At 55.0% G+C, this 20512-nt stretch carries 20 protein-coding genes; 13 read left to right on the plus strand and 7 right to left on the minus strand.

Features of this window, described 5'->3' with window-relative positions; translation table 11 throughout:
* Nucleotides 1–9: 9 nt before the first annotated feature.
* Nucleotides 10–1527, minus strand: a complete 1518-nt coding sequence (locus tag FAES_RS02515; protein WP_015329615.1) for a type III PLP-dependent enzyme domain-containing protein — start codon at nt 1525–1527, stop codon at nt 10–12.
* Between the two features lie 207 nt (nt 1528–1734).
* Here FAES_RS02515 and FAES_RS02520 point away from each other — a divergent pair, with 207 nt between their 5' ends.
* The 4 genes from FAES_RS02520 to FAES_RS02535 all read left to right on the plus strand — a co-directional run bounded on the left by FAES_RS02520 (nt 1735) and on the right by FAES_RS02535 (nt 4971).
* The gene (locus FAES_RS02520; protein ID WP_229364409.1) at nt 1735–2691 is read left to right on the plus strand and encodes an FAD:protein FMN transferase; all 957 of its coding nucleotides are present in this window, start codon (nt 1735–1737) and stop codon (nt 2689–2691) included.
* 61 nt (nt 2692–2752) lie between these two features.
* Nucleotides 2753–3124, plus strand: a complete 372-nt coding sequence (locus FAES_RS02525; RefSeq protein WP_041257408.1) for a hypothetical protein — start codon at nt 2753–2755, stop codon at nt 3122–3124.
* 78 nt (nt 3125–3202) lie between these two features.
* Nucleotides 3203–3835 (plus strand): ABC transporter ATP-binding protein, encoded by a 633-nt coding sequence (locus tag FAES_RS02530; protein WP_015329617.1) that lies wholly within the window; start codon nt 3203–3205, stop codon nt 3833–3835.
* Nucleotides 3793–4971, plus strand: coding sequence for a hypothetical protein (locus tag FAES_RS02535; RefSeq protein ID WP_148289279.1), 1179 nt, complete (start codon nt 3793–3795; stop codon nt 4969–4971). Before FAES_RS02530 ends, FAES_RS02535 begins: the two co-directional genes overlap by 43 nt.
* Nucleotides 4972–5084: 113 nt before the next feature.
* Here the strand turns inward: FAES_RS02535 and FAES_RS02540 are convergent, their stop codons facing one another.
* Entirely contained in the window at nt 5085–6443 is a 1359-nt protein-coding gene (locus tag FAES_RS02540; protein WP_015329619.1) for a Gfo/Idh/MocA family protein, read from the minus strand.
* Nucleotides 6444–6932: 489 nt separating this feature from the next.
* Between FAES_RS02540 and FAES_RS02545 the strand changes: the two genes are divergently transcribed.
* Both FAES_RS02545 and FAES_RS02550 read left to right on the plus strand, forming a co-directional pair.
* Entirely contained in the window at nt 6933–7205 is a 273-nt protein-coding gene (locus FAES_RS02545) for a hypothetical protein (RefSeq protein WP_015329621.1), read from the plus strand.
* Between the two features lie 222 nt (nt 7206–7427).
* Nucleotides 7428–7940, plus strand: a complete 513-nt coding sequence (locus tag FAES_RS02550; protein WP_041257412.1) for a hypothetical protein — start codon at nt 7428–7430, stop codon at nt 7938–7940.
* A 97-nt stretch (nt 7941–8037) separates the two neighbouring features.
* Here the strand turns inward: FAES_RS02550 and FAES_RS02555 are convergent, their stop codons facing one another.
* Nucleotides 8038–10134, minus strand: coding sequence for a prolyl oligopeptidase family serine peptidase (locus FAES_RS02555; protein ID WP_041257414.1), 2097 nt, complete (start codon nt 10132–10134; stop codon nt 8038–8040).
* 125 nt (nt 10135–10259) lie between these two features.
* Between FAES_RS02555 and FAES_RS02560 the strand changes: the two genes are divergently transcribed.
* The 3 genes from FAES_RS02560 to typA all read left to right on the plus strand — a co-directional run bounded on the left by FAES_RS02560 (nt 10260) and on the right by typA (nt 13561).
* Nucleotides 10260–10895, plus strand: coding sequence for a phosphatase PAP2 family protein (locus tag FAES_RS02560; protein WP_015329624.1), 636 nt, complete (start codon nt 10260–10262; stop codon nt 10893–10895).
* 81 nt (nt 10896–10976) lie between these two features.
* Nucleotides 10977–11408: a hypothetical protein gene (locus tag FAES_RS02565; protein ID WP_015329625.1), complete on the plus strand. Its 432-nt coding sequence runs from the start codon at nt 10977–10979 to the stop codon at nt 11406–11408.
* Between the two features lie 338 nt (nt 11409–11746).
* Nucleotides 11747–13561, plus strand: a complete 1815-nt coding sequence (typA, locus tag FAES_RS02570; protein WP_015329626.1) for a translational GTPase TypA — start codon at nt 11747–11749, stop codon at nt 13559–13561.
* Between the two features lie 74 nt (nt 13562–13635).
* Here typA and FAES_RS02575 read toward each other — a convergent pair whose 3' ends face one another.
* The gene (locus FAES_RS02575; protein WP_015329627.1) at nt 13636–14433 is read right to left on the minus strand and encodes a polyprenol monophosphomannose synthase; all 798 of its coding nucleotides are present in this window, start codon (nt 14431–14433) and stop codon (nt 13636–13638) included.
* Nucleotides 14434–14655: 222 nt separating this feature from the next.
* Between FAES_RS02575 and FAES_RS02580 the strand changes: the two genes are divergently transcribed.
* Complete coding sequence (locus tag FAES_RS02580) at nt 14656–14892, plus strand: hypothetical protein (RefSeq protein ID WP_041257415.1); 237 nt, start codon at nt 14656–14658, stop codon at nt 14890–14892.
* 56 nt (nt 14893–14948) lie between these two features.
* On the plus strand, nt 14949–15494 hold the full coding sequence (gene mog, locus FAES_RS02585; protein WP_015329629.1) for a molybdopterin adenylyltransferase: 546 nt from the start codon (nt 14949–14951) through the stop codon (nt 15492–15494).
* Between the two features lie 102 nt (nt 15495–15596).
* On the opposite strand, the gene FAES_RS02590 is transcribed toward mog, so the two are convergent.
* The gene (locus FAES_RS02590) at nt 15597–16907 is read right to left on the minus strand and encodes an Anthranilate phosphoribosyltransferase-like protein (protein ID WP_015329630.1); all 1311 of its coding nucleotides are present in this window, start codon (nt 16905–16907) and stop codon (nt 15597–15599) included.
* A gap of 200 nt (nt 16908–17107) precedes the next feature.
* Nucleotides 17108–18439, minus strand: a complete 1332-nt coding sequence (locus FAES_RS02595; RefSeq protein WP_015329631.1) for a GntT/GntP/DsdX family permease — start codon at nt 18437–18439, stop codon at nt 17108–17110.
* 187 nt (nt 18440–18626) lie between these two features.
* On the opposite strand from FAES_RS02595, the gene FAES_RS02600 reads away from it, so the two are divergent.
* Both FAES_RS02600 and FAES_RS02605 read left to right on the plus strand, forming a co-directional pair.
* Nucleotides 18627–19415, plus strand: a complete 789-nt coding sequence (locus tag FAES_RS02600; RefSeq protein WP_015329632.1) for a HipA family kinase — start codon at nt 18627–18629, stop codon at nt 19413–19415.
* Nucleotides 19393–19797 carry a DUF3037 domain-containing protein gene (locus tag FAES_RS02605; RefSeq protein WP_015329633.1) on the plus strand — a complete coding sequence of 135 codons (405 nt, stop codon included), beginning with the start codon at nt 19393–19395 and terminating at the stop codon, nt 19795–19797. The genes FAES_RS02600 and FAES_RS02605 overlap by 23 nt, the downstream gene beginning before the upstream one ends.
* A gap of 181 nt (nt 19798–19978) precedes the next feature.
* Here the strand turns inward: FAES_RS02605 and FAES_RS02610 are convergent, their stop codons facing one another.
* Nucleotides 19979–20452: a hypothetical protein gene (locus FAES_RS02610; RefSeq protein ID WP_015329634.1), complete on the minus strand. Its 474-nt coding sequence runs from the start codon at nt 20450–20452 to the stop codon at nt 19979–19981.
* Between the last annotated feature and the right edge of the window lie 60 nt (nt 20453–20512).

Consider the following 20512-nt stretch of genomic DNA (forward strand, 5'->3'; position numbering starts at 1 on the left):
TGGATTGGCTTAATTGTCTTCAGTTACTAACTCGCTCAGGGGTTGCTCAAAAACCTCGCCACCGTCAGCACCGCCTTCGGCCTCACCCGCCGCCTGGGCTGCTTCGAGCTCAGTAGGCTGGGGCAAATCAGAGGGGGCATAGCCCAGAATTTTAAGCATCGTTTCGCTATGCTGTTCCGGCGCAAACAGGCGCGTACGGAGGTTTCCTTCTTCGTCTTTATCGACAATCACGTGCTGCGGGGCGGGAATCAGGCAGTGTTGAATACCGCCGTAACCGCCAAGCGATTCCTGGTAAGCACCCGTATGGAATAACCCAACGTATTGGTCTTCGGCTTCCTGATCAAAAATAGGCAGATACAGGTCGGCCGAGTGTACTTCAGTATTATAAAAATCGTGCGAGTCGCAGGTTAAACCGCCCAGGTTGACCTTCTGGTAGGGGTTATCCCAATTATTTACCGACAGCATGATGTATTTCTGGCCGAGGCCCCACGAATCGGGCAGCTGCGTGATAAACGAGCCGTCGATCATGTACCACAACTCCTTATCGTTCTGCAACTTCTGGTCGATCACCTTGTATATAACGGCGCCGCTCTCGCCAACCGTATACGACCCGAACTCCGTGAAGATGTGCGGCACAGGTACGTTGTTTTTGTTGCAGATCCACTGAATCGACTCCACAATCTGATCAATCATGGCCTGATAGTCGTACGTGAACTGGAACGAGGTCTGGATGGGTAGCCCCCCGCCGATGTCGATGCTGTCGAGATCGGGGCAGATTTTCCGGAGTTCGCAGTATTTGTACATGAACCGGCTCAGTTCGCTCCAGTAATACGCGCTGTCTTTGATGCCCGTATTGATAAAGAAGTGGAGCATCTTAAGCTTGAACTTGTCGCTGTTCTGAATCTTGCTCTTGTACAGCTCGTTGATGTCGCTGTAGCGGATGCCCAGGCGCGAGGTGTAGAAAGCAAAGTTGGGTTCTTCGTCGGTCGCGATCCGGATGCCGAGGTTCACGGTATCGGCCGTTACGGCGTCTTCGTAGGCCTCGATTTCCTTCAGGTTGTCGAGGATCGGCAATACGTTGAAGCCCTCGTTGATCAGCTCGCTGATATACTGCGTGTAGAGCGGCCGTTTGTAGCCGTTGCAGATGATGTACGTGCTCTTGTTGATCTTGCCGGTGCGGTGCAGCTCGCGGATGATCGGAATATCAAACGCCGACGACGTTTCGAGGTGTACGTTGTTTTTCAGCACCTCATCCAGCACAAACCGAAAATGCGACGACTTCGTACAGTAGCAGTACGTGTAGTTCCCCTTGTAATTGTACCGCTTCATCGCATTTTTGAAAAGCGACTTGGCCTGTTCAATGTGCTCCGAAATCTTCGGCAGGTACGTTAGTTTCAGCGGGGTGCCGTACTGTTTCACAATGTCCATCAGGGGTACATTGTTGAACAACAGGTTGTTGTTCTCGACGTTGAATTCCAGCGTGGGAAACTCGAACGTCTGATCAATCAGGTCATAGTACGTCTTCATCCTTTCGGTTGGCGCATAAAAGATGACTTGGCTGGTTGGGCGGGCCAACCGGCGCGATTGTGGTTGATTGTTATGTCAAAAAAAGTGGGCAAAAATGGGGTAAATCAGGATGGCGTCCAAGTATATCCCATTCGCACGATAGAGAACGATTTAGGTGGGGGTTTAATTCAAAAAAGTAAGTGGGCGGGTAAAGTTTATCGGTTGGGATTGATTGGGCTGTTGAGCCTGCTGACCGCCGCTGCTCTACGGGCTCAGCCGACGGCCTACGCGTTTCGCCGACCGCTCATGGGTACGTTCTTTTCCGCCACGCTCTACGCGCCTGATAGCCTGGCGGCGCGGCAGGCCTACGAAGCTGTGTCGGCGCGAATGGATGTATTGAACTACATCATGAGTGATTACCTGGATGAGTCAGAAATCAATCGATTATCGGCTTCAAGTGGCCTGGGTGCCTGGATGAATGTATCGCCGACGCTGTTTGCGGTATTGGCCGAGGCTGTAACGATTGCCAAACGGTCGGGTGGGCGGTTTGACCCCACGATTGGGCCACTTTCCCAATTATGGCGGCGGGCCGTGCGCCAACGGCAGTTGCCGACAGCGAAGGAGCTACGTCGGGCGCGGCGGCTGGTTTCATACAACTACATTGAGTTGAACGACCGAGGAGTGCGGCCCCGAGTTCTGCTGCGAAAGCGGCACATGCGGCTCGATTTGGGCGGTATCGGGCAGGGTTTTGCTATCGATGAGGCACAGAAGGTGCTGCATCAGCACGGAATTCGGTCGTTTTTGCTCGACATCGGTGGCGACATACTGGTGGGCGATGCCCCCCCCGCCCGGCCCGAAGGCTGGCGCATTGGCATCCAGCGAGGTAAACCCAGTAGCGGGAACATCGCTGAAACAGATTCGGTCATTCACTTGAAAAACGCGGCCATCACTACCTCGGGCGATACGGAGCGTCACCTCGATATCAACGGCAAACGGTACTCGCACATCATGAACCCCCGCTCGGGACTGGGCCTTCGTCGCTTTGTGCAGGCCACGGTGATGGCGCCCACAGGTACGTATGCCGACGCACTGACGAAGGTATTCAGCGTAGCCCGCCCCGGTGCCCGCAAACGCCTGCAACGCCGGTTTCCGCAAGCAAGGGTCTGGATCGTGGAAAAGAAATAAGGTTTGAAAAGGAGAGTTTTGTGTTTCGGATTTTACGTTGCACTCCATAAATAGACTAGCTATGACGCCTACTTTCGATGAATTTGCCAGTTTTTTACGCGAACGACTAGGCGTTAGAAAGAAGCAGGTTATTACGCCGAAGACGTTGTTGGAAGATGAGTTAGGCGTTACTGGTGATGATGGTATCGATCTTTTAGAAGCTGTCGAGCGGCAATACGCTATATCACTAAGTCCTTTACACGAAACGTTTTCGATGCAGCCCAACGAGCTCTTATTCCAGGAGGAAGGATTGGGTATTCACGTCGGTGAACTGAGCCGCGTTTTTAAGAACTTATTTAGGAAGATAAAAGAACCTGGGCCCGTCATGCGCAAATTCCAGGTCGGCGAGTTGTATGAAGTGGTTTGCCGGTTGAAGCAGCAACAGGCCCGATAGCCGGCACCATTCATCCCAAAAGCGTCTTGTCTGCTATCGCCAAGCCTAATCTTTGTGCCGAAAACGCGCTCTGATGGTATGTTGCATCTCCAAAATTTCCAGAAATCGTACGGTGAACGGCCAATTCTGACGATTCCTGACTGGCAGCTACCGCCGGGTATTCACTGGCTGAAAGGACCAAACGGAGCCGGAAAAACCACCCTGTTTCGCTCCATTGCCGGTATGTTGCCGCACGACGGGTCTGTTAGGCTAAACGAGCTGGACAGCCGGCGCGACGTGGTGGCGTATCGGTTACAGGTCAATTACGCCGAGGCCGAACCAACATTTCCGCCTTTTCTGACGGCCCATGAACTGATTTCATGGGTGGCCGATGCCAAGCAGGCACCCGCCGGTCAGGCCGAGGGGCTGGTCGAGGAATTTGGCGTGGGTACGTATCAGCATACGCCCGTAGGTACGTATTCGAGTGGTATGCTGAAGAAAACATCGCTGGTTATGGCGTTTTTGGGCCAGCCAACCCTGATTTTGCTGGACGAGCCCCTGGTTACGCTCGATGTTGCTGCCACCAAAACCGTGGCTGAGCTGATCGACAGAGCGCGGCTGGCAGGCGTAAATTTCCTGCTGTCGTCGCATCAGGCGATGGAGACGGCGCAACTCCCCATCGACTCGGTTTGGCACGTCGCCAACCAGACGATTACGCCCGGCAGTGTATGATGAACCGGATTCGAGCGATGTATGCGGTGTTGGCCAAAACACTGGTATATCCTTTTTACCGGCAGAATGCGGGTTTGTTGTGGGTAACTGGCTTGCTGGCGGGCGGTTTCATGCGCGGGAGCGATCACGTGGCGCTGGCTACCTACGCCGTTTCGTCGCCGATGGTGTTGGCTATCTACGTGGGTATCTGGCTGCTCTACACACTGCTGGCGACGCGTTTTGCCGTCGGAATGATCAACCGCTACGATGTGCTGTTGCATCTGCGGCTGTTTTCGCCAATCAACCGCTGGGCGGGGCTGGGCGGGGCTCAACTCCTGCTGATGGGGCCGGCACTGGGGTATGCCTGGTTTGTGGGCCGCATTGCCATGCAGGAAAAGCAGAGCTGGGCTGTTGTCGCCATTGGCGGCAGCCTGCTAGTCATCTGGGCGGCTGGTCTTTCCTGGTACGAATACGCGCTACGCCACCCGAATCCGGTAAGCCGGTGGGCGGCGTGGGGAAACCGGCTTCGCCGCTACGTTCGTACGCCGTACAGTCTGTTCCACCTGCGTCACCTGCTGAACCAGGAAGCTACGTTGTTCTGGCGAACCAAGCTGGGAACGGGCCTTGTCTGGATTGGTATTCTGAAGCTCTACGCCACCGATCATTACCAGATCAACCTCTTCCGAACGCCCGACTATGACCTTCGGCTGATCGGGCTGGGTGCTCTGCTGGTTGGGATTGGCCACGCTACCGTCGTTTACGAACAGTATCGGTTTGAGCATCGATGGTTGCCCCTTTACCGAAACATGCCCGTATCCGACTGGCGGCGGTTGGCTGGGTACGTTGGTCAGTTTGCGTTGCTGCTTCTGCCTGAAGCGCTGCTCCTGTTCTACCACCTTCCGGCCGACCAGCCCCTGTGGCGAACAATCGGTGCCTGGGCGTTCGGCGTCAGCCTGTTGAACCTGCAACACGGCCTGCTGCTGCGCGTACACCGCACGCCCGACCGCACGATGACGTACCTGTACATCCTGCTGATTGCCTATTTCCTGCTGATTATGTTCCGACTGCCGCTCTGGCTACTGGCTGGCGCTAATTTCACGGCCGCCGCCTGGTTGGTGAAGCGTTACTATTGGCGGTCTGCGTGGCAGGAAGAGTAAGTTTTAGACGATTAAACGCAAAGGCGCGAAGGGTTCGCCAAGAACGCAAAGCGAAAGGAGCTCTTCGTAATCTTGGCGAACCCTTCGCGCCTTTGTGTTTAATCGTTTAGAATCTATACCGTGATGGTCTTGCCGGGTACGGCTACGGGATAGAAGCCATCGGCGTTGGGGAGCACTTTGGGTTGGGCGTCCCAAGCGAGCGTCGTGGGGAAAAGATCGATCTGCGAATTGATCGCATCATCCCACTTCACCACGTTGCCCGAGTAGGTTGCCATGCGGCCCATGATGGAGGTCATGGTGCTTTTCGCGCCGTTTTCGGCATCGGCAAACTTGTACTGTCCTTTGGCAATGGCCTCAAACAGCTCGTTGTGCTCCACCTGATAGGGGTCGATGTCGGTTTTGGCGCTGGCGTGCGCATAAATCGGCTGCCCTTTGTAGCCCTTCAAGATCGTTTTGTTGCCGTTGAAGGAGTCGATGCGCCCTTTTGTACCGAGGAACTGCTCGTCTACTTTGCTGTAAGTGCCTTCATAGTGGCGGCACTGGCTGTTGATCGTCGTACCGTCGGCATACACAAAATCGACGATGTGGTGGTCGAAAATCTCGCCGTATTCCTTGCCGGTACGTACCTGCCGGCCACCCGTGCCCTGCGCCGAAACGGGGTAACCGCGTTTGGCCCAGTTGGCCACGTCGATGTTATGAACGTGCTGTTCGGTGATATGATCGCCGCATAACCAGTTGAAATAGTACCAGTTCCGCATCTGGTATTCCATTTCGGTCTGGTTTGGTTGCCGTGGATTGTTCCAGACGCCCCCGCTGATCCAGTATACGCTGCCGCCAACGATATCGCCGATAGCGCCATCGTGAATCCGCTTCATGGCTTCACGGTAGTTGCTTTGGTAGTGCCGCTGTAGACCCACTACGACGTTTAGCTTCTTCTTTTTCGCCTCTTCAGCCGCCGCCAATACCCGACGGATACCCGGCGCGTCGGTTGCCACCGGCTTTTCCATGAAGATGTGCTTGTTCTGCTTTACGGCCTCTTCGAAGTGGCTCGGCCGGAAACCCGGCGGCGTGGCCAGAATGACGACGTCGGCCAGCGGAATAGCTTGTTTGTAAGCGTCCAGCCCCACGAACTGCCGCTCTTTGGGCAAGTCGATTTTCTGGGCAACGTCCGGCCGGCTCGTCAGCGTCTTATAGGCGGCATCGACCCGGTCCTGAAACGCATCGGCGATAGCGACAATCTTGATGTTCTGCTTGGTGTTGAGGGCCTGCATGGCAGCACCTCGTCCCCGGCCTCCACACCCGATCAGCGCGACCTTGATGGTATCGTCAACGGATGAATGGAAGCCGCCGAGCGGGGCTGCTGACAGCCCGTTGGAGAGCGACGAGAGTAGCGCGCCGCCCGTTACAAGACCAGAAATCTTTAAAAACTCGCGGCGACTAGCCTCAAGCTGACTCGTATCGACAGATGCCATAAGGATATATGGTTGACAGTGAACAATCTATTTTTCTTTGAAAGAGACAGAGCCGCGTCTCATACCTGCCAGCCTGAAAAGTAGGGCCTGGCTGTGTTGGAAAACTACTCAGCCGGTCTAGTTAAATGAGCTGGTTTATAGCGTGTCAGGATCCTTATTACTTAGTAAAAATTGCCTGTATGTTGATATTTTGAATTTGCTTTTTCATCAAATTGACCACGATAACCAGGTAATCCATAATAGTTGATGAAAAAGACGTACCTGCTACCAGGCAGAACACCGACGGCTTGACAGGGGCTGCAACCGAGTCTGACACTGCCTTCGGTAGTTCGCTTTCGGCAGAGCGAATTTGAGGCGATTCTGAAGAAGGCGCAGAACGAAAAAACTAGTGTTGCTTGATGGCTAGGTTGTGTGGTGTCGACCCTGCTATTGGCTTGATGGCTTACTTTCAGCAACGTACCCCTGGGTGGGTTTGTCAATAGCTGATTCGTGCCTTATCGGGTCAACATCGACGTTTTTTGGGGCATGGCTTTGGTCGATCGGTATGGTGTGAAAGCGTATCCTACCAGGCCGATTGTCGATGCTGCCGATGGAATAATTTCCTGTAAACTGACCGGCATTTATCTGCTTACCTACCTGCAAGTGGAGTTAGAACATGCCCTGTCGATTGCCGCTGCTCAGACTACCGGTAAAAAAAGAAGAAGGGCTAACGAATTCAGTGACTCAAGAGTTGGCGATCGCCTTCGTGTAGTAACCTTATAGTCTGTAAATCAGCCTATATTGTATGCCCCGGGCAAACGACTGGGCATACATTTAATTGAATTGTAAAAACAATTAGTCGAAAAGTATCTTTAAAAGGTCAATTTAAAAGCTGATAATACGCATAATCGGCTACCGATGAATAATTCATCACAATGCATATTTTTCAGTTCAAAATGAGGTGCCTTTATTTGTTCGATTGTTTCACGGAAAAAATTGTCCACAATGAAAAAGATTTTCGCAATTGTCGCTCTTTTGAGCCTTTCGCTGCTTACTACAACAAGCTTTGCCCAAATGGCTATTGATAAAGGTACCAAGTTTGTAAACCTTGGTATTGGTATCGGCGGTGCTGGTTATTTAGGAACGTCGGCCCTTGGTTTTAATGCCGCTGCTGACTTTGGTGTTACCAAAAATATCACGGTTGGTGCCCAGGCTGGTTACCGTAGCTATGGTAGCAGCTTCGGGTATAGCCTTTCGGCGTTTGACATTGGTGCGCGTGGTTCGTACCACTTCAACGAACTGTTGAACACACCAGAAAATGTTGACTTGTATGCCGGTCTTGGCCTGACGTACTTTGGCTACACGGGCGATGGCTTTGTAGGTGATGCATCATTCATTTATGTACCCATTCACATTGGTGGTCGGTATATGTTCTCAGATAAGGTTGGCGGTTTCGCTGAACTTGGGTCGGCTGTATCTACTCTGCGTCTGGGTGTTACTTTCAAATTAGGTCAATAAGGAATCGCTATTCCTTTACCTCAACAAAAACGCCCCGGCCATACGGTCGGGGCGTTTTTATTGTCAGCATAGCCAAAAAGCCTAATTGAGCTTTGGGTTAACGGCTGGCCATTTCTTTCAACGTGCTGACGCCCATGTTCCAGAGGATAAATGAATAGATATCGGCGGTCTGCTCGATGTTCTTCTTCGTATTACTGGCACCATGCCCCGAATTGGTATCGATCCGGATCAGAACTGGGTTGGGGCCTTTGTACACCTCCTGCAAGGTTGCGGCGTATTTAAACGAGTGGGCGGGTACAACCCGGTCGTCGTGGTCGGCCGTGGTGATCAGCGTAGCCGGGTAGGGCTGACCGGGCTTCAGGTTATGCAGCGGTGAATATGCGTAGAGTGCCTTGAACTCGTCGGCGTTGTCGGCGCTGCCGTAGTCGGCAATCCAGTTCCAGCCGATCGTGAACTTGTGGAACCGCAGCATGTCCATCACGCCGACCTGCGGAATCGCCACCCGGAACAGATCGGGCCGCTGATTCATGACCGCGCCCACCAGCAAGCCACCATTGGAGCCACCCCGAACGGCGAGTTTGGCCGGACTGGTGTATTTCTCCTTGATGAGGTATTCGGCGGCGGCAATGAAATCGTCGAATACGTTCTGCTTCTGCAACTTCATACCCTGCTTGTGCCAGGCCTCGCCATACTCCGAGCCTCCGCGCAAGTTAGCCTGTGCGTACACGCCACCCTGCTCAAGAAACGGAATCAGGAACGACGAGAAAGTGGGCGGCAGGCTCACGTTGAATCCACCGTAGCCATACAGAATCGTTGGGTTTGTCCCATCCATCTTGGCCCCCTTCCGATACGTAATGAACATCGGAATCTTGGTGCCGTCTTTGCTGGTGTAGAATACCTGTTTGGTTTCGTAATCAGCGGGTTTAAAATCGACTTCGGGCTGGCGGAAAACGCTGCTCTTCTTTGAGGCGATGTCGTAGTGGTAAATGGTAGGCGGAAACGTAAACGACGTAAACGTGTAGAAGACGAACTTATCGTCGCGCTCGCCGCCAAAGCCGCTCGCCGTGCCAATACCGGGCAGGTTGATTTCATTCTCCAATTTGCCGTTGGCGTCATATACGTACGCCCGTGAGGTCACATCCTTAGCGTATTCGATGAATAGCTTGCCACCCGCCATGCTGCTGCTGGTGAGGGGCTCAGGCTTTTCGGGAATGATCGTCGTCCACTTCTTTGTCGCGGGGCTGTAGCGCATCACCTTGCTATTGGGGGCGTCGGCGTTGGTGCTGATCAGGAAGTCATTACCGACGTTGTCGATGAGGCCGTACTCGAAATTGGTGATCTCCGCCACGATGGGCTGAAATGTAGCGCCCGGTTTGCCCAACTCCATAAAATAAAGCGCGTTGCCATCGAGGCCTTTGCCCCGGTCGCTGACGTTCAGGAACGCAAACTTTTCGTCGTCTGACGTACCTACGTAATGAAACCGCTGACCATTTTTAGGGTCTTCAAACACCAGCCGGTCGGCCGACTGCGGCGTGCCGATTTTGTGGAAGAATACCTGATGGTTCTCGTTTTTAGCGGCCAGTGCCGACCCTTCGGGTTTGGGGTAGCGGCTATAATAGAAGCCATCACCCTGCCAGGCGCCCCCCGAAAACTTCACCCATTCGATGGTTTCGGGAAAATAGCTCTTGTCGGCCAGCTTCATCACCCGAAATTCATTCCAGTCGGAGCCGCCTTTCGACGTACCGACCACGGCATAGTCCCCATTTTTTGACAGCGAAAACGTGGTCAGGCGGGTGGTGCCGTCGGCCGAGAGTTTGTTGGGGTCGATGACCACCTCGGGTTTACCATCCAGCCCTTTCTGCCGGTACAGCACCGACTGATTCTGCAGGCCGTCGTTCTTCGAAAAATAGAACCACTCGCCTTTCCGCGACGGTGCCGAGTATTTAGGGTAATTGAACACTTTTTCGAGCCGGTCCTGCAACTGCTTGCGGTACGGGATCTGGGCCAGGTAATCGAACGTTACCTTGTTCTGGGCCTTGACCCATTCCCCGGTTTCGGCTGAGCGGTCGTCTTCCAGCCAGCGGTAGGGGTCGGGCACGGTGGTGCCGTGGTAGGTATCGGTCTGATCCGTTTTTCGGGTCGTTGGGTACGTTAACGAGGCAGTTTGGGCCATCGTAGCAGCGGAGACAAGCATAAGCGGGACGCTTCGGAGCAAAAGTTTGACCATGGTTGACGAAGAGAAGAGGGTTGTGTCGTTGGTAAAGTTCGCACACAACACCGACAACTAATAGCAATAAACTGCCCCTTACCTTTGTGGCCATGACGCTGTCTGATCTGTTTCGGCGCAATCGTGCCTTTTTCATAACGTACCTGTTGCTATTACTCACCGTTGGGGGCCTGATGCTGGCCTACACCAAAGAGCAACTTATCCGGTTTGTCAATGCGCATAACACACCCGTGGGCGACGCGCTTTTTCCGTACCTGACGTACCTGGGCGATGGTTCGTTTGTGATCGTCGTGGGTGTGCTGCTGCTCGTCGTGAACCGGCGGGCGGGGTGGCTGGTGCTGGTGAGCTTTGCCGTTTCGGGCCTGATCAGCCTGTTTCTCAAACTCGTTGTGTTCCCCGAGCGGCTCCGGCCGATCCGCTATTTCGAGCATTCCAACTGGGAGTACCACGTCATCAAAGACCTGCGCATCAACGAGTACAACAGCTTTCCGTCGGGCCACACCACGTCGGCGTTTGCGCTGTTTGCCATGCTGGCTTTTTTGTGGCAGCGCAAGGCGTGGGGCTGGCTGGCGGTCGGGCTGGCGGCCGTGGCGGGATACTCGCGGGTCTACCTGTTTCAGCACTTTGTGGAAGATGCCTTCGTTGGGTCCATGCTGGGTACGTTCACGAGCGTTGGCTTGTGTCTTTTCTACCAAAAACGATACGGAAACCTACCGCTGCTATACTAAATGTACGTTTGCTCAATTGCTGCGTAACCCCTTCATACTCATTGCTTCTATTTGCAGTAGAACTAAACTACTATCCAGACAATGAAGCAATTTCTATTGATCGTGACGGTGTGGCTGGGCGTCAGTGTGAGTGCCTTCAGCCAGGGTGTGTTGACCAACAAAGACGTAGTCGCCATGATTACGGCTAAGGTGGGTAAATCGCTCATCGAGTCGAAAATTCAGAGCAGCCCGGCCAAATTCGACCTGACGCCGCAGGGGCTGATTGAACTCGAAACCGCTAAAGTGCCGGATGGCATTGTGAAGGTCATGATGGGTAAAACCACCATGACCGACGTGATGACCAACGAACATATCGTGCAGCTGACCAACGCGAAAGTCTCGAAATCGCTCATTAGCGAGAAGATCAAGCGCGGGAAAAACAAATTCGACACGTCGGTTGACGGCCTGATTGCGCTCCGCTCGGCCAAAGTATCCGATGGAATTGTGAAGGACATGATGGCCGCGCCCAAGTAGCGTATACGCTGATGTTGAGCCCTGACGGGGGTGCTGAGCAAACGTCCGCAATCAGGCCGCTGTTGGCTCGGCATCCCCGTCTCTTTTTGGCTAAAAGTTGCTTACAGACTAATCATAGTCAAAATTGTACTTCTAAAAGTACAAATGCCTATTGTGGCCGAAAATTGGATTAATAAATTGTAAATTACTGTTTTTCAGGATATGTTTTTGTACCTTTGCGGGAAATTTGCCGGTATCTTTTTCCGACAGGGTTAGCAAGCAACGCGCATTCGCTGGTCGGATCGAAAACCAGCGGTATTCCGTTAAACCTGTTAGAAGGGACACTTCACAGCTATTGTATGCAATCCATCCGCAATATTGCCATTATCGCCCACGTTGACCACGGCAAAACCACCCTGGTCGACAAGATTATACACGCGTCGAAATTATTTCGCGATAACCAGGAATTCCAGGACCTGATTCTCGACAACAATGACCTGGAACGCGAACGCGGCATCACGATCGTTTCGAAAAACGTGTCGGTTCGTTACAAAGACGTTAAGATCAACATCATCGATACACCGGGCCACAGCGACTTCGGCGGTGAGGTTGAGCGCGTTTTGAAAATGGCCGATGGCGTCTGCCTGCTGGTCGATGCGTTTGAAGGTGCCATGCCCCAAACGCGTTTTGTATTGAGCAAAGCCCTGTCGTTGGGTCTGAAGCCCATCGTGATCGTTAACAAGGTCGACAAGGAAAACTGCCGCCCCGAAGAAGTACACGAAGAGGTGTTTGACCTGATGTTCAACCTTGGTGCGACCGAAGACCAACTCGACTTCCCGACGGTCTACGGGTCGTCGAAACAAGGCTGGATGGGTCCCGATTGGAAAACCCCGACCGGCGACATCACCTACCTGCTCGACACTATCGTTGATACGATTCCGGCCGCGCCCGTCAATGAAGGCTTGCCGCAAATGCAGATTACCTCACTCGACTATTCGGCTTTTGTAGGCCGGATCGCCATCGGGCGGGTACACCGGGGTACGTTGAAGGAAGGCGCTAACATGGCGCTGGTAAAAGCCGACGGTGTTGTCAAGAAAGTACGGATTAAAGAACTCCAGATCTTTGAAGGCCTCGGCAAACAGAAAGTTGCCGAAGTTCAAAGTGGTGATATCTGCGCCGTAACCGGCCTCGAAGACTTCGAGATTGGTGATACGCTGACAGACGCGGAGAACCCCGAAGCGCTGGCCCGTATTGCCGTCGACGAGCCGACCATGAACATGCTGTTCACGATCAATAACTCGCCGTTCTTCGGTAAAGAGGGTAAGTTCGTGACGTCGCGCCACCTGCGTGAGCGCCTGTTCAAGGAAACCGAGAAAAACCTCGCCCTGCGCGTGGAAACAACCGACAGCGAAGACCGCTTCCTGGTGTTTGGCCGGGGTATCCTGCACTTGTCAGTCCTGATTGAGACGATGCGTCGCGAAGGCTACGAATTGCAGGTAGGTCAGCCGCAGGTGCTGTATAAAGAAGATGAAAACGGCCAACGGCTGGAGCCCATCGAGACGCTGGTTGTCGACGTACCTGAAGAGACAGCCGGTAAGGTAATCGAACTGGCCACGCAACGGAAAGGCGAACTGCTGATCATGGAGCCGAAAGGCGATCTGCAACACCTTGAGTTCGACATCCCGTCGCGGGGGTTGATCGGCCTGCGGTCAAACGTGCTGACGGCCACCTTCGGTGAAGCCGTGATGTCGCACCGCTTCAAAGAATACCAGCCTTACAAGGGCGTGATCCCCGAGCGTATCAACGGGTCGATGATCTCGATGACATCGGGTCAGGCAACGGCCTACTCGATCGACAAGTTGCAGGACCGCGGCGTGTTCTTTGTGGAGCCGGGCGAAGAGATTTACACCGGTATGGTCGTGGGCGAACACAACCGCCAGAACGACATCGTGATCAACCTGCAAACGGCCAAGCAGTTGACCAACATGCGGGCCTCTGGTTCAGACACGAACGTTAAGATTGCACCGAAGATCAACTTCTCATTGGAAGAGTCGATGGAATACATCCAGAAAGACGAGTACCTGGAAGTAACGCCCAAGTCGCTCCGGATGCGGAAGATTTACCTCGACGAGAACGAGCGCAAGCGCAACGAGAAGAAGTTTGCGATGGCGTAAGTAAGCAACTCGCTTTGACAGCAAAAAGGGCCGATGCAATACTGCATCGGCCCTTTTTCGTTGGTGGCAAGACTTTACAACACGGCTTCAGCGGGTTCCTGAGCCACGTTGGTCGTCGGTTTGGTTTGCGGGATGTAATGCCGGAAAAAGCTACCCAGCTTCATCTGAATTACCCCCAGAATGGCTTCCTTGAAAATCTTGGTCGACATCTTCGATTCGCCGCGTGTCCGGTCGGTGAAGATGATCGGTACCTCGGTCAGGCTGAAGCCGTATTTCCAGCAAGTGAATTTCATCTCGATCTGGAAGGCGTAGCCAACGAATTTGATGGGGTTCTGGAGCAGCACCTCCAGCACGTGCGCCCGGTAGCAAACAAACCCCGCCGTGGGGTCCATGATGGGCATGCCCGTGATGAAGCGCACGTAGATACCCGCCCCGTACGACATCAGCACGCGCCCGATGGGCCAGTTGACCACGTTCACGCCTTTAATGTAGCGCGAACCAACGGCCACGTCGGCGCGTTTGCCCGTGGCGTCGCCCTCGGCACAGGCGCGATAGAGCCGGACCAGGTCGTCGGGATTGTGCGAAAAGTCGGCGTCCATTTCGAAGAGGTAGTCATACCCCCTCGCGAGTGCCCATTTAAACCCGTCGATATAAGCGGTACCCAGCCCCAGCTTGCCCCGCCGTTCGAGCAGGTGAAGCTGTTGAGGAAACTGTGCCTGAAGCTGTTTCACAACCTGAGCTGTACCGTCAGGCGAACCATCGTCGACAATGAGCAGATCGAAGGCCATCGGCAGGCTGAACACCTTATGGATAATAGCCTCGATATTCTCGATCTCATTGAACGTGGGTATGATGACAAGGCGGTCGGTCACAACAGAAAAGCGTTTAGGAAAGAAACAGGGGAGGCATCAAAAATAGTGCATATGAGGCGTTAAATAACGTTAAGCCAAGCTAGAAGTGATTGTGATTGGCCGCGCTCCAACCCTTTTGGCCGTCAGCGTATCTATGGCTGTAGTATACCCCTTACCTCGTGGCTTACTGGCCGATAAAGCGATATGAAAAACGGTATTCTTTTACTTGTCTTTCCCTGTTTGATGCTTCTGTTTACGTTAGCAATCAGCTACATCGAACGGCTGTACCGGGCCCGGTTGCGGCGCCGGGCCAAACTGGAGCGGATAATCGCCAACGCCCAGTTGCAGTATTATTACCTGCCAACCGTACGGGGTTATCAGCTGGAAGCGCTAACCGCCGATCCTTCACTGGACAAACTTTCGCAAAAGCCAGCCGTTTCGGCGGTGAAGAAAGGCGGTGCTGCCCGCCACAGTAACTAAACGCAGTTACCGGATGATATGCGTGGTCGTTGCGCGCCGACTGCTACTTTTGCCTCATGGGTACAGAACAAACCGCCGTTGCGCGCATCGGCATCATCAACGTATCGGACCGGGCAAGTGCAGGCGTTTATGAGGATATTCCGGGTAAAGCCGTCGTGGCGCTGCTGACCGAATGGCTAACCAGCCCCTGGGAGCCGGTTTACCGCGTTATTCCCGACGAGCAGGATCAACTTGAAGCGGCGATGATCGAGATGGCCGACCGGGAGGGGTGCAGCCTGATCGTGACGACGGGGGGCACAGGTCCCGCTCTTCGCGATGTAACGCCCGAAGCCACTGAGGCCGTTTGCCAGAAAATGATGCCCGGTTTTGGGGAGTTGATGCGGCAGGAAAGCCTGAAATACGTACCCACGGCCATTCTGTCGCGGCAAACGGCGGGCATCCGCAACCAGACGTTGATCCTGAATCTACCCGGGAAACCCAAAGCCATTGGCCAATGCTTGTCAGTGGTATTCCCGGCCATTCCGTACTGCATCGATCTCATCGGTGGCCCCTTTCTGACGACCAATGAGGCGGTGATGAACGTGTTCCGGCCGAAGAGCTAAGACGCGCGCTCAAGGTTCACCGGCCCATTGTCACGGTTGGCTGGCACCCCGCTTATCACGCGCCTACTAAGCTCAGACGTGGGACGCTGAATTCTGAATGGGTTAAGCCGTTCGCTCCAGTTGCCCTTCGATCCAGTCGAGGCCGCGGCCTAGCAATGCCTGCCCAAAGCGAACACGGTTGTCGAATTCGGCATCCTGGGTACGTTGTTCGGTTAAAAATTGCCGGATCAGCCGGGCGTTGTCGGCGGCCTGCGGGTGCGGCACTTCGTTGTCGATCTCGGTTCGGTAGGGCGCAAACTCGGGTCGGTCGGCGTCGAAATGCTGAAAGAACAAGTGATTAGCGGCGGTCCTGACGGCGCACAAAACGCCCGAAGCCCGCGACGTCGACGGCGCAAGTGTGCCTTCTAACCCCCGCTTGAGCACAATGGCGGCGTCGAAACCGGCCATGAGAGCCAGCTCGGCCATTTTCATCTGATACGTAATGTGAAAGACCGACGTGACCAGCACTTTGGCACGGGCCGGGTTCAGCAGTTTTTCCAGCGTGGATAGAAAGGGCCGCTTGAGCAAGATCCGCCGCCGATCGACCCAGCGGTTGAGGGCGGGTGACATCGCTTTCTGGTCCAGTACCCAGCCATAAGTCGGCAGAGGGGTAGCTAGCTCGTGCTGACTTTGTAGAAAATCACAGCCGAGGTGCATGTAAAGGTCGTGGGCGTTCAGGTCGTATTTGGGGCCCGGCGTGCGGCCCACCAGCGAGAGCGCCCCGTAGCCGCGCTGCTGCACGAAATTGGCCAGCAACGGCGTGATCAGGTAGGAATGCTCGACGCCATCGAACGGTTCAGCCAACTGCACGATGTGGCGCACCGATTGCGTTGGTTTGGCCTGAAAACCGGGCACCAGTGTTGCCATCGCCGCCTGATACAGCCCGGCATATTCGTCATTCGTTTCGTGGCGAACCCGCATGATGCTGACGGCCAGCCCGCGAAAATGCTCACATTGCGATTCGGCCGCCTGATCACCGAAGAGATAATCACCCAACTGCCGGGCTTCGCTTACCTGCAACGTATGCCCACGCACCAGCTTGACGGCAATGGGCAGCATCTTTTCGGGCAGGGTGGGGCAGAGTTTCTGCACCAGAAACGTTGGGAGGGAGAACGCATCGCGCCCAAAGCAGGTTTCAAGGGTTTGTTCGTCGGGTGTAGGCCCTTTGGTAAGCAGCGCGCCAATAAACGCACCCATCTGTAGCGGGTGCGCCGTACCCGACAGCAGCGCGGCGCGGCACTCCGCAATCAACTCGGGCGAGAGGGGTTTACTACCGTATTTACCAATGCCGATGAGTTTGATTCCTCGGCCCAGCGGCGTGTCGGCGGGATCGCCCATGACGGGCGAAACGGAATGCATGCCAAGCTGTTGCATACGCCTGATGATTGAGTTCAGAAGAAGGTAACGCTGAACACCGTGGTTAGTTTGCCGAAAGGGCCTGTACCGGTCTTTTTTAATTAGCTGCGAAAATAAAATTAACTTCCGTAAACAGAAGTATGTAGCAAATTTTTATTTGCTAAACCGGGTAAATGGCAAATTTTCAATTAGTAAGTTTTCTTTTGGCAATGCAATTATTACACAATTGTATCCAAAACCAGCACGCCTAACAGTCCTACGACACCAACGATCGTTTCCATGACCGACCAGGTACGTAGGGTATCGGCGATGCTGAGGTTGAAATACTCTTTGAACAGCCAGAAACCAGCGTCGTTGATGTGCGACAGCATAAGGCTGCCCGCGCCGATAGCCAACACCATCAGTTCGGGATTAACCCCGGTTTGGCTTTGGAGCAACGGCAGCATGATGCCCGCCGTAGTGAGGCCCGCGATGGTGGCCGACCCGACACACACCCGGATGAGCCCGGCCATAGCCCAGCCCAATACCAGTGGGGGCATGTGCAGCCCGGCCAGTTGCTGCCCAATGTAAACGCTCGTGCCCGAATCGTTGAAGATTTGCTTGAGCGCCCCTGCCCCGGCGATGGTCAGCAGGATGGGCGCGGCTGCTTTGATGGCCTCCTCCAGCATTTTCATGGCGGCTTTGGTGGTTTGCCCCCGCCGGATGGCGAGCGTGTAGACAGCCACCAGCACGGAGAGCAACATGCCCACATAAGGCTCGCCCATCAGGTAGAGCACCTTACCGCCCAGGGTCTGCTCCAGGCCGTGGGTTTTCAGGTACGTGCGGAGCGGCCCGAAGATGGTGAGCATAAGCACCGGCAGCAGTGCCACGAAGAAGCTAATACCGGCACCGGGCAAATCGGTCCTGGGGGCCTCGGTCGGGTCAAATACTTCGCGGTCGGGTTTGGGTGTGAAGCGGCCCAGGGTTTTGCCGAAAATAGGCCCGGCGATGATGATGGCAGGGGTAGCCACAATGATGCCGTACAGCAATGTTTTGCCAATATCGGCCTGCAACTGCCCCACGAGGGCCGCTGGTGAGGGGTGCGGCGGCAGGTACCCGTGCGCCACCGACAAGGCCGACAGCATCGGGATGGCGATGGTCAGCATGGGGAGCTTGGTACTGGCGGCGATGGTGAAAATGAGCGGAACGACGATGATAAACCCGGCATTGTAGAACAGCGGAATGCCGATGATGAACCCGGCCAGCGCCAGCCCCCAGCGGATGTTTTTCACGCCAAACCAGCCAATCAGCACGTCGGTGATGCGGCGGGCAGCGCCGCTTTCGGCCACCACCCGGCCCAGCATGGCCCCAAAGCCGATGATCAGCACCAGATCGCCCAGGGTGCCGCCAATGCCCGTCTGAATCGACTTGCCCACGGCGCCCACCTCCATCCCGGCCGCCAGCCCGATGCCGATAGACACCAGAATAAAGGAGATGAACGTATCGAGGTGGAAATAGGCAATGAGCACAATAAGGGCCAGAATCCCGATAAAGGTTAAGAGCAGCGGCATGTGTTTAGGAATTTGTCATAAAGATAGAAGCACGCCTCGTTTGGGCACGATGGTGGCGCCCCGGACGGTGACCGTACGTCCATTCGCCGATAATAAATAAGTTGGCAATCGTGGCGGCTAGCTTTCGGCGCCGAAGTGATTACTGACACATGGAAGACGCAAGGGTTTGCATTTCTACCTTTGTTTCATGACAACCGACCAACTACGAACCGTTGCGGTGACGCGCTACGTAACGCCGCTGCGCGAGGGGGGCTCGCTGCCCGCACTGGCCGAAGCCGACGACGGATTTCTATACGTGTTGAAATTCAGAGGGGCGGGGCAGGGCGAAAAGGCGCTGATTGCCGAATTGATTGTGGGCGAACTGGCGCGGTTGCTGGGTCTGCGCGTGCCCGAGCTGGTCTTTGCCGAACTGGATGAAGCCTTCGGCCGCACCGAGCCCGACGAAGAGATTCAGGATCTGCTGAAGGCCAGTACGGGCCTGAACCTGGGTCTGCATTACCTGTCGGGCGCCATGACGTTCGACCCCGTCGTGACGACGATCGACGCGCGGCTGGCTTCCGAAATTGTCTGGCTCGACTGCCTGACGATGAACGTAGACCGCACCGCCCGCAACACCAACATGCTCATGTGGCATAAGGAGCTCTGGCTCATCGACCACGGCGCGGCTCTGTACTTTCACCATACGGGCCAACCGTGGCAAGACTTTGTCGAGCGGCCGTTTGCGCAGGTGAAAGATCACGTGCTGCTGCCCCATGCGTCCGAGCTGGAAGCCGTCGACGCTGAGTTTCGCGCTCGGCTGACGCCCGATCAGCTTCAAGCCATCGTTGCCAACGTACCCGACGAATGGCTCACCGACCGGGCCTTCGAGTCGGAAGCGGCGCAACGGGCCATGTATAGCCAATTTCTAGAAGCCCGGCTGGCGGCTTCGTCCATCTTTATTCAGGAAGCGCTCCATGCCCGACAAGCACTTAGTTGAATACGCCGTGATCCGGGTGGTGCCGCGCGTGGAGCGGGAGGAGTTTCTGAATGTGGGTGTAATTCTGTTCTGCGCTTCGCAGCGGTTTCTGCAAACGCGCTGGGTGTTGCCCACCGATCGTCTGCGGGCCTTCCTGCCGAACGTACCTGAGCCGGAACTGGCCGACCGCTGCGCCGAAATCAGCGCTCGGTTGCAGGCTCTTGAACAGGTTAGTCTGGGCGGTCCGGGCAGTGGCCCCATCGGGCAATTGCCGCCCGCCTCGCGCTTTCGCTGGCTCACCGCCGCCCGCAGTACGGTCGTCCAAACCTCACCCGTGCACCCCGGCTTCTGCACCGACCCAGCCGAGATGCTGACGAAGCTATTCGAGCAATTGGTGCTTTGATGAATTGGTCGAACGCGGATGGCGCGGATCTGGGGGGATTAATGAGGATCTGATACTTATCAAGAGCACAGTAAGGGTCGTTTCGTTAGCGGGCGGTTTAAACCGCCCGCTAACGAAACACATTTCAAGATCTGCGACTATCCCAAAAATCCACGTCATCTGCGTGCCATACCTTCATCACTTACTCATTAAAGATTGAACTCCAGAGGGCTTTAGCCTTTTCTTTGGCGGCTTCGATCTGGAGGGCGGCTTCGGCTTTTACTTCGTCGAGTTTAGCCTGTGCCGCTTCGAGTTGAACGGCGGCTTCGGCCCGTACGTCGTCAAACTTATCGTCGGCGATGTCGGCGAGTTCGTCAACTTTGGCGGAGGCCGCCGCATAAGCCGTTTCGGCCTGTGCCTGCAACGACGACAGGGCGTCGGCAGCCGAGGCTTTGGCGTTGTCGAAGTGGGTAGCGGCCTGGGTTTTCAGTCCCTCGATGTCGATGTCTTTACCGGCTTCACGGGCTTTCGCGACCAGCTGATCTTTCAATTCGTCGAGCTGATTGGCGGCGGTATTCAGGTGTTGGCTGGCTTCGTTCTTAAACGCTTCCAGCTTTTCGGCGGCGGCGGTTTTGGCGGCTTGTAGTTGCTCCGTGGCGGTGGTTTTCTGCTCCATTGAAAAAGGTGTTTGCTGTTTGTCGTTTAACGGTTGGCGTGACTTGGCGAAAGCTACCCG

It is taken from the genome of Fibrella aestuarina BUZ 2, assembly GCF_000331105.1.
GTDB classification, from domain to species: domain Bacteria; phylum Bacteroidota; class Bacteroidia; order Cytophagales; family Spirosomataceae; genus Fibrella; species Fibrella aestuarina.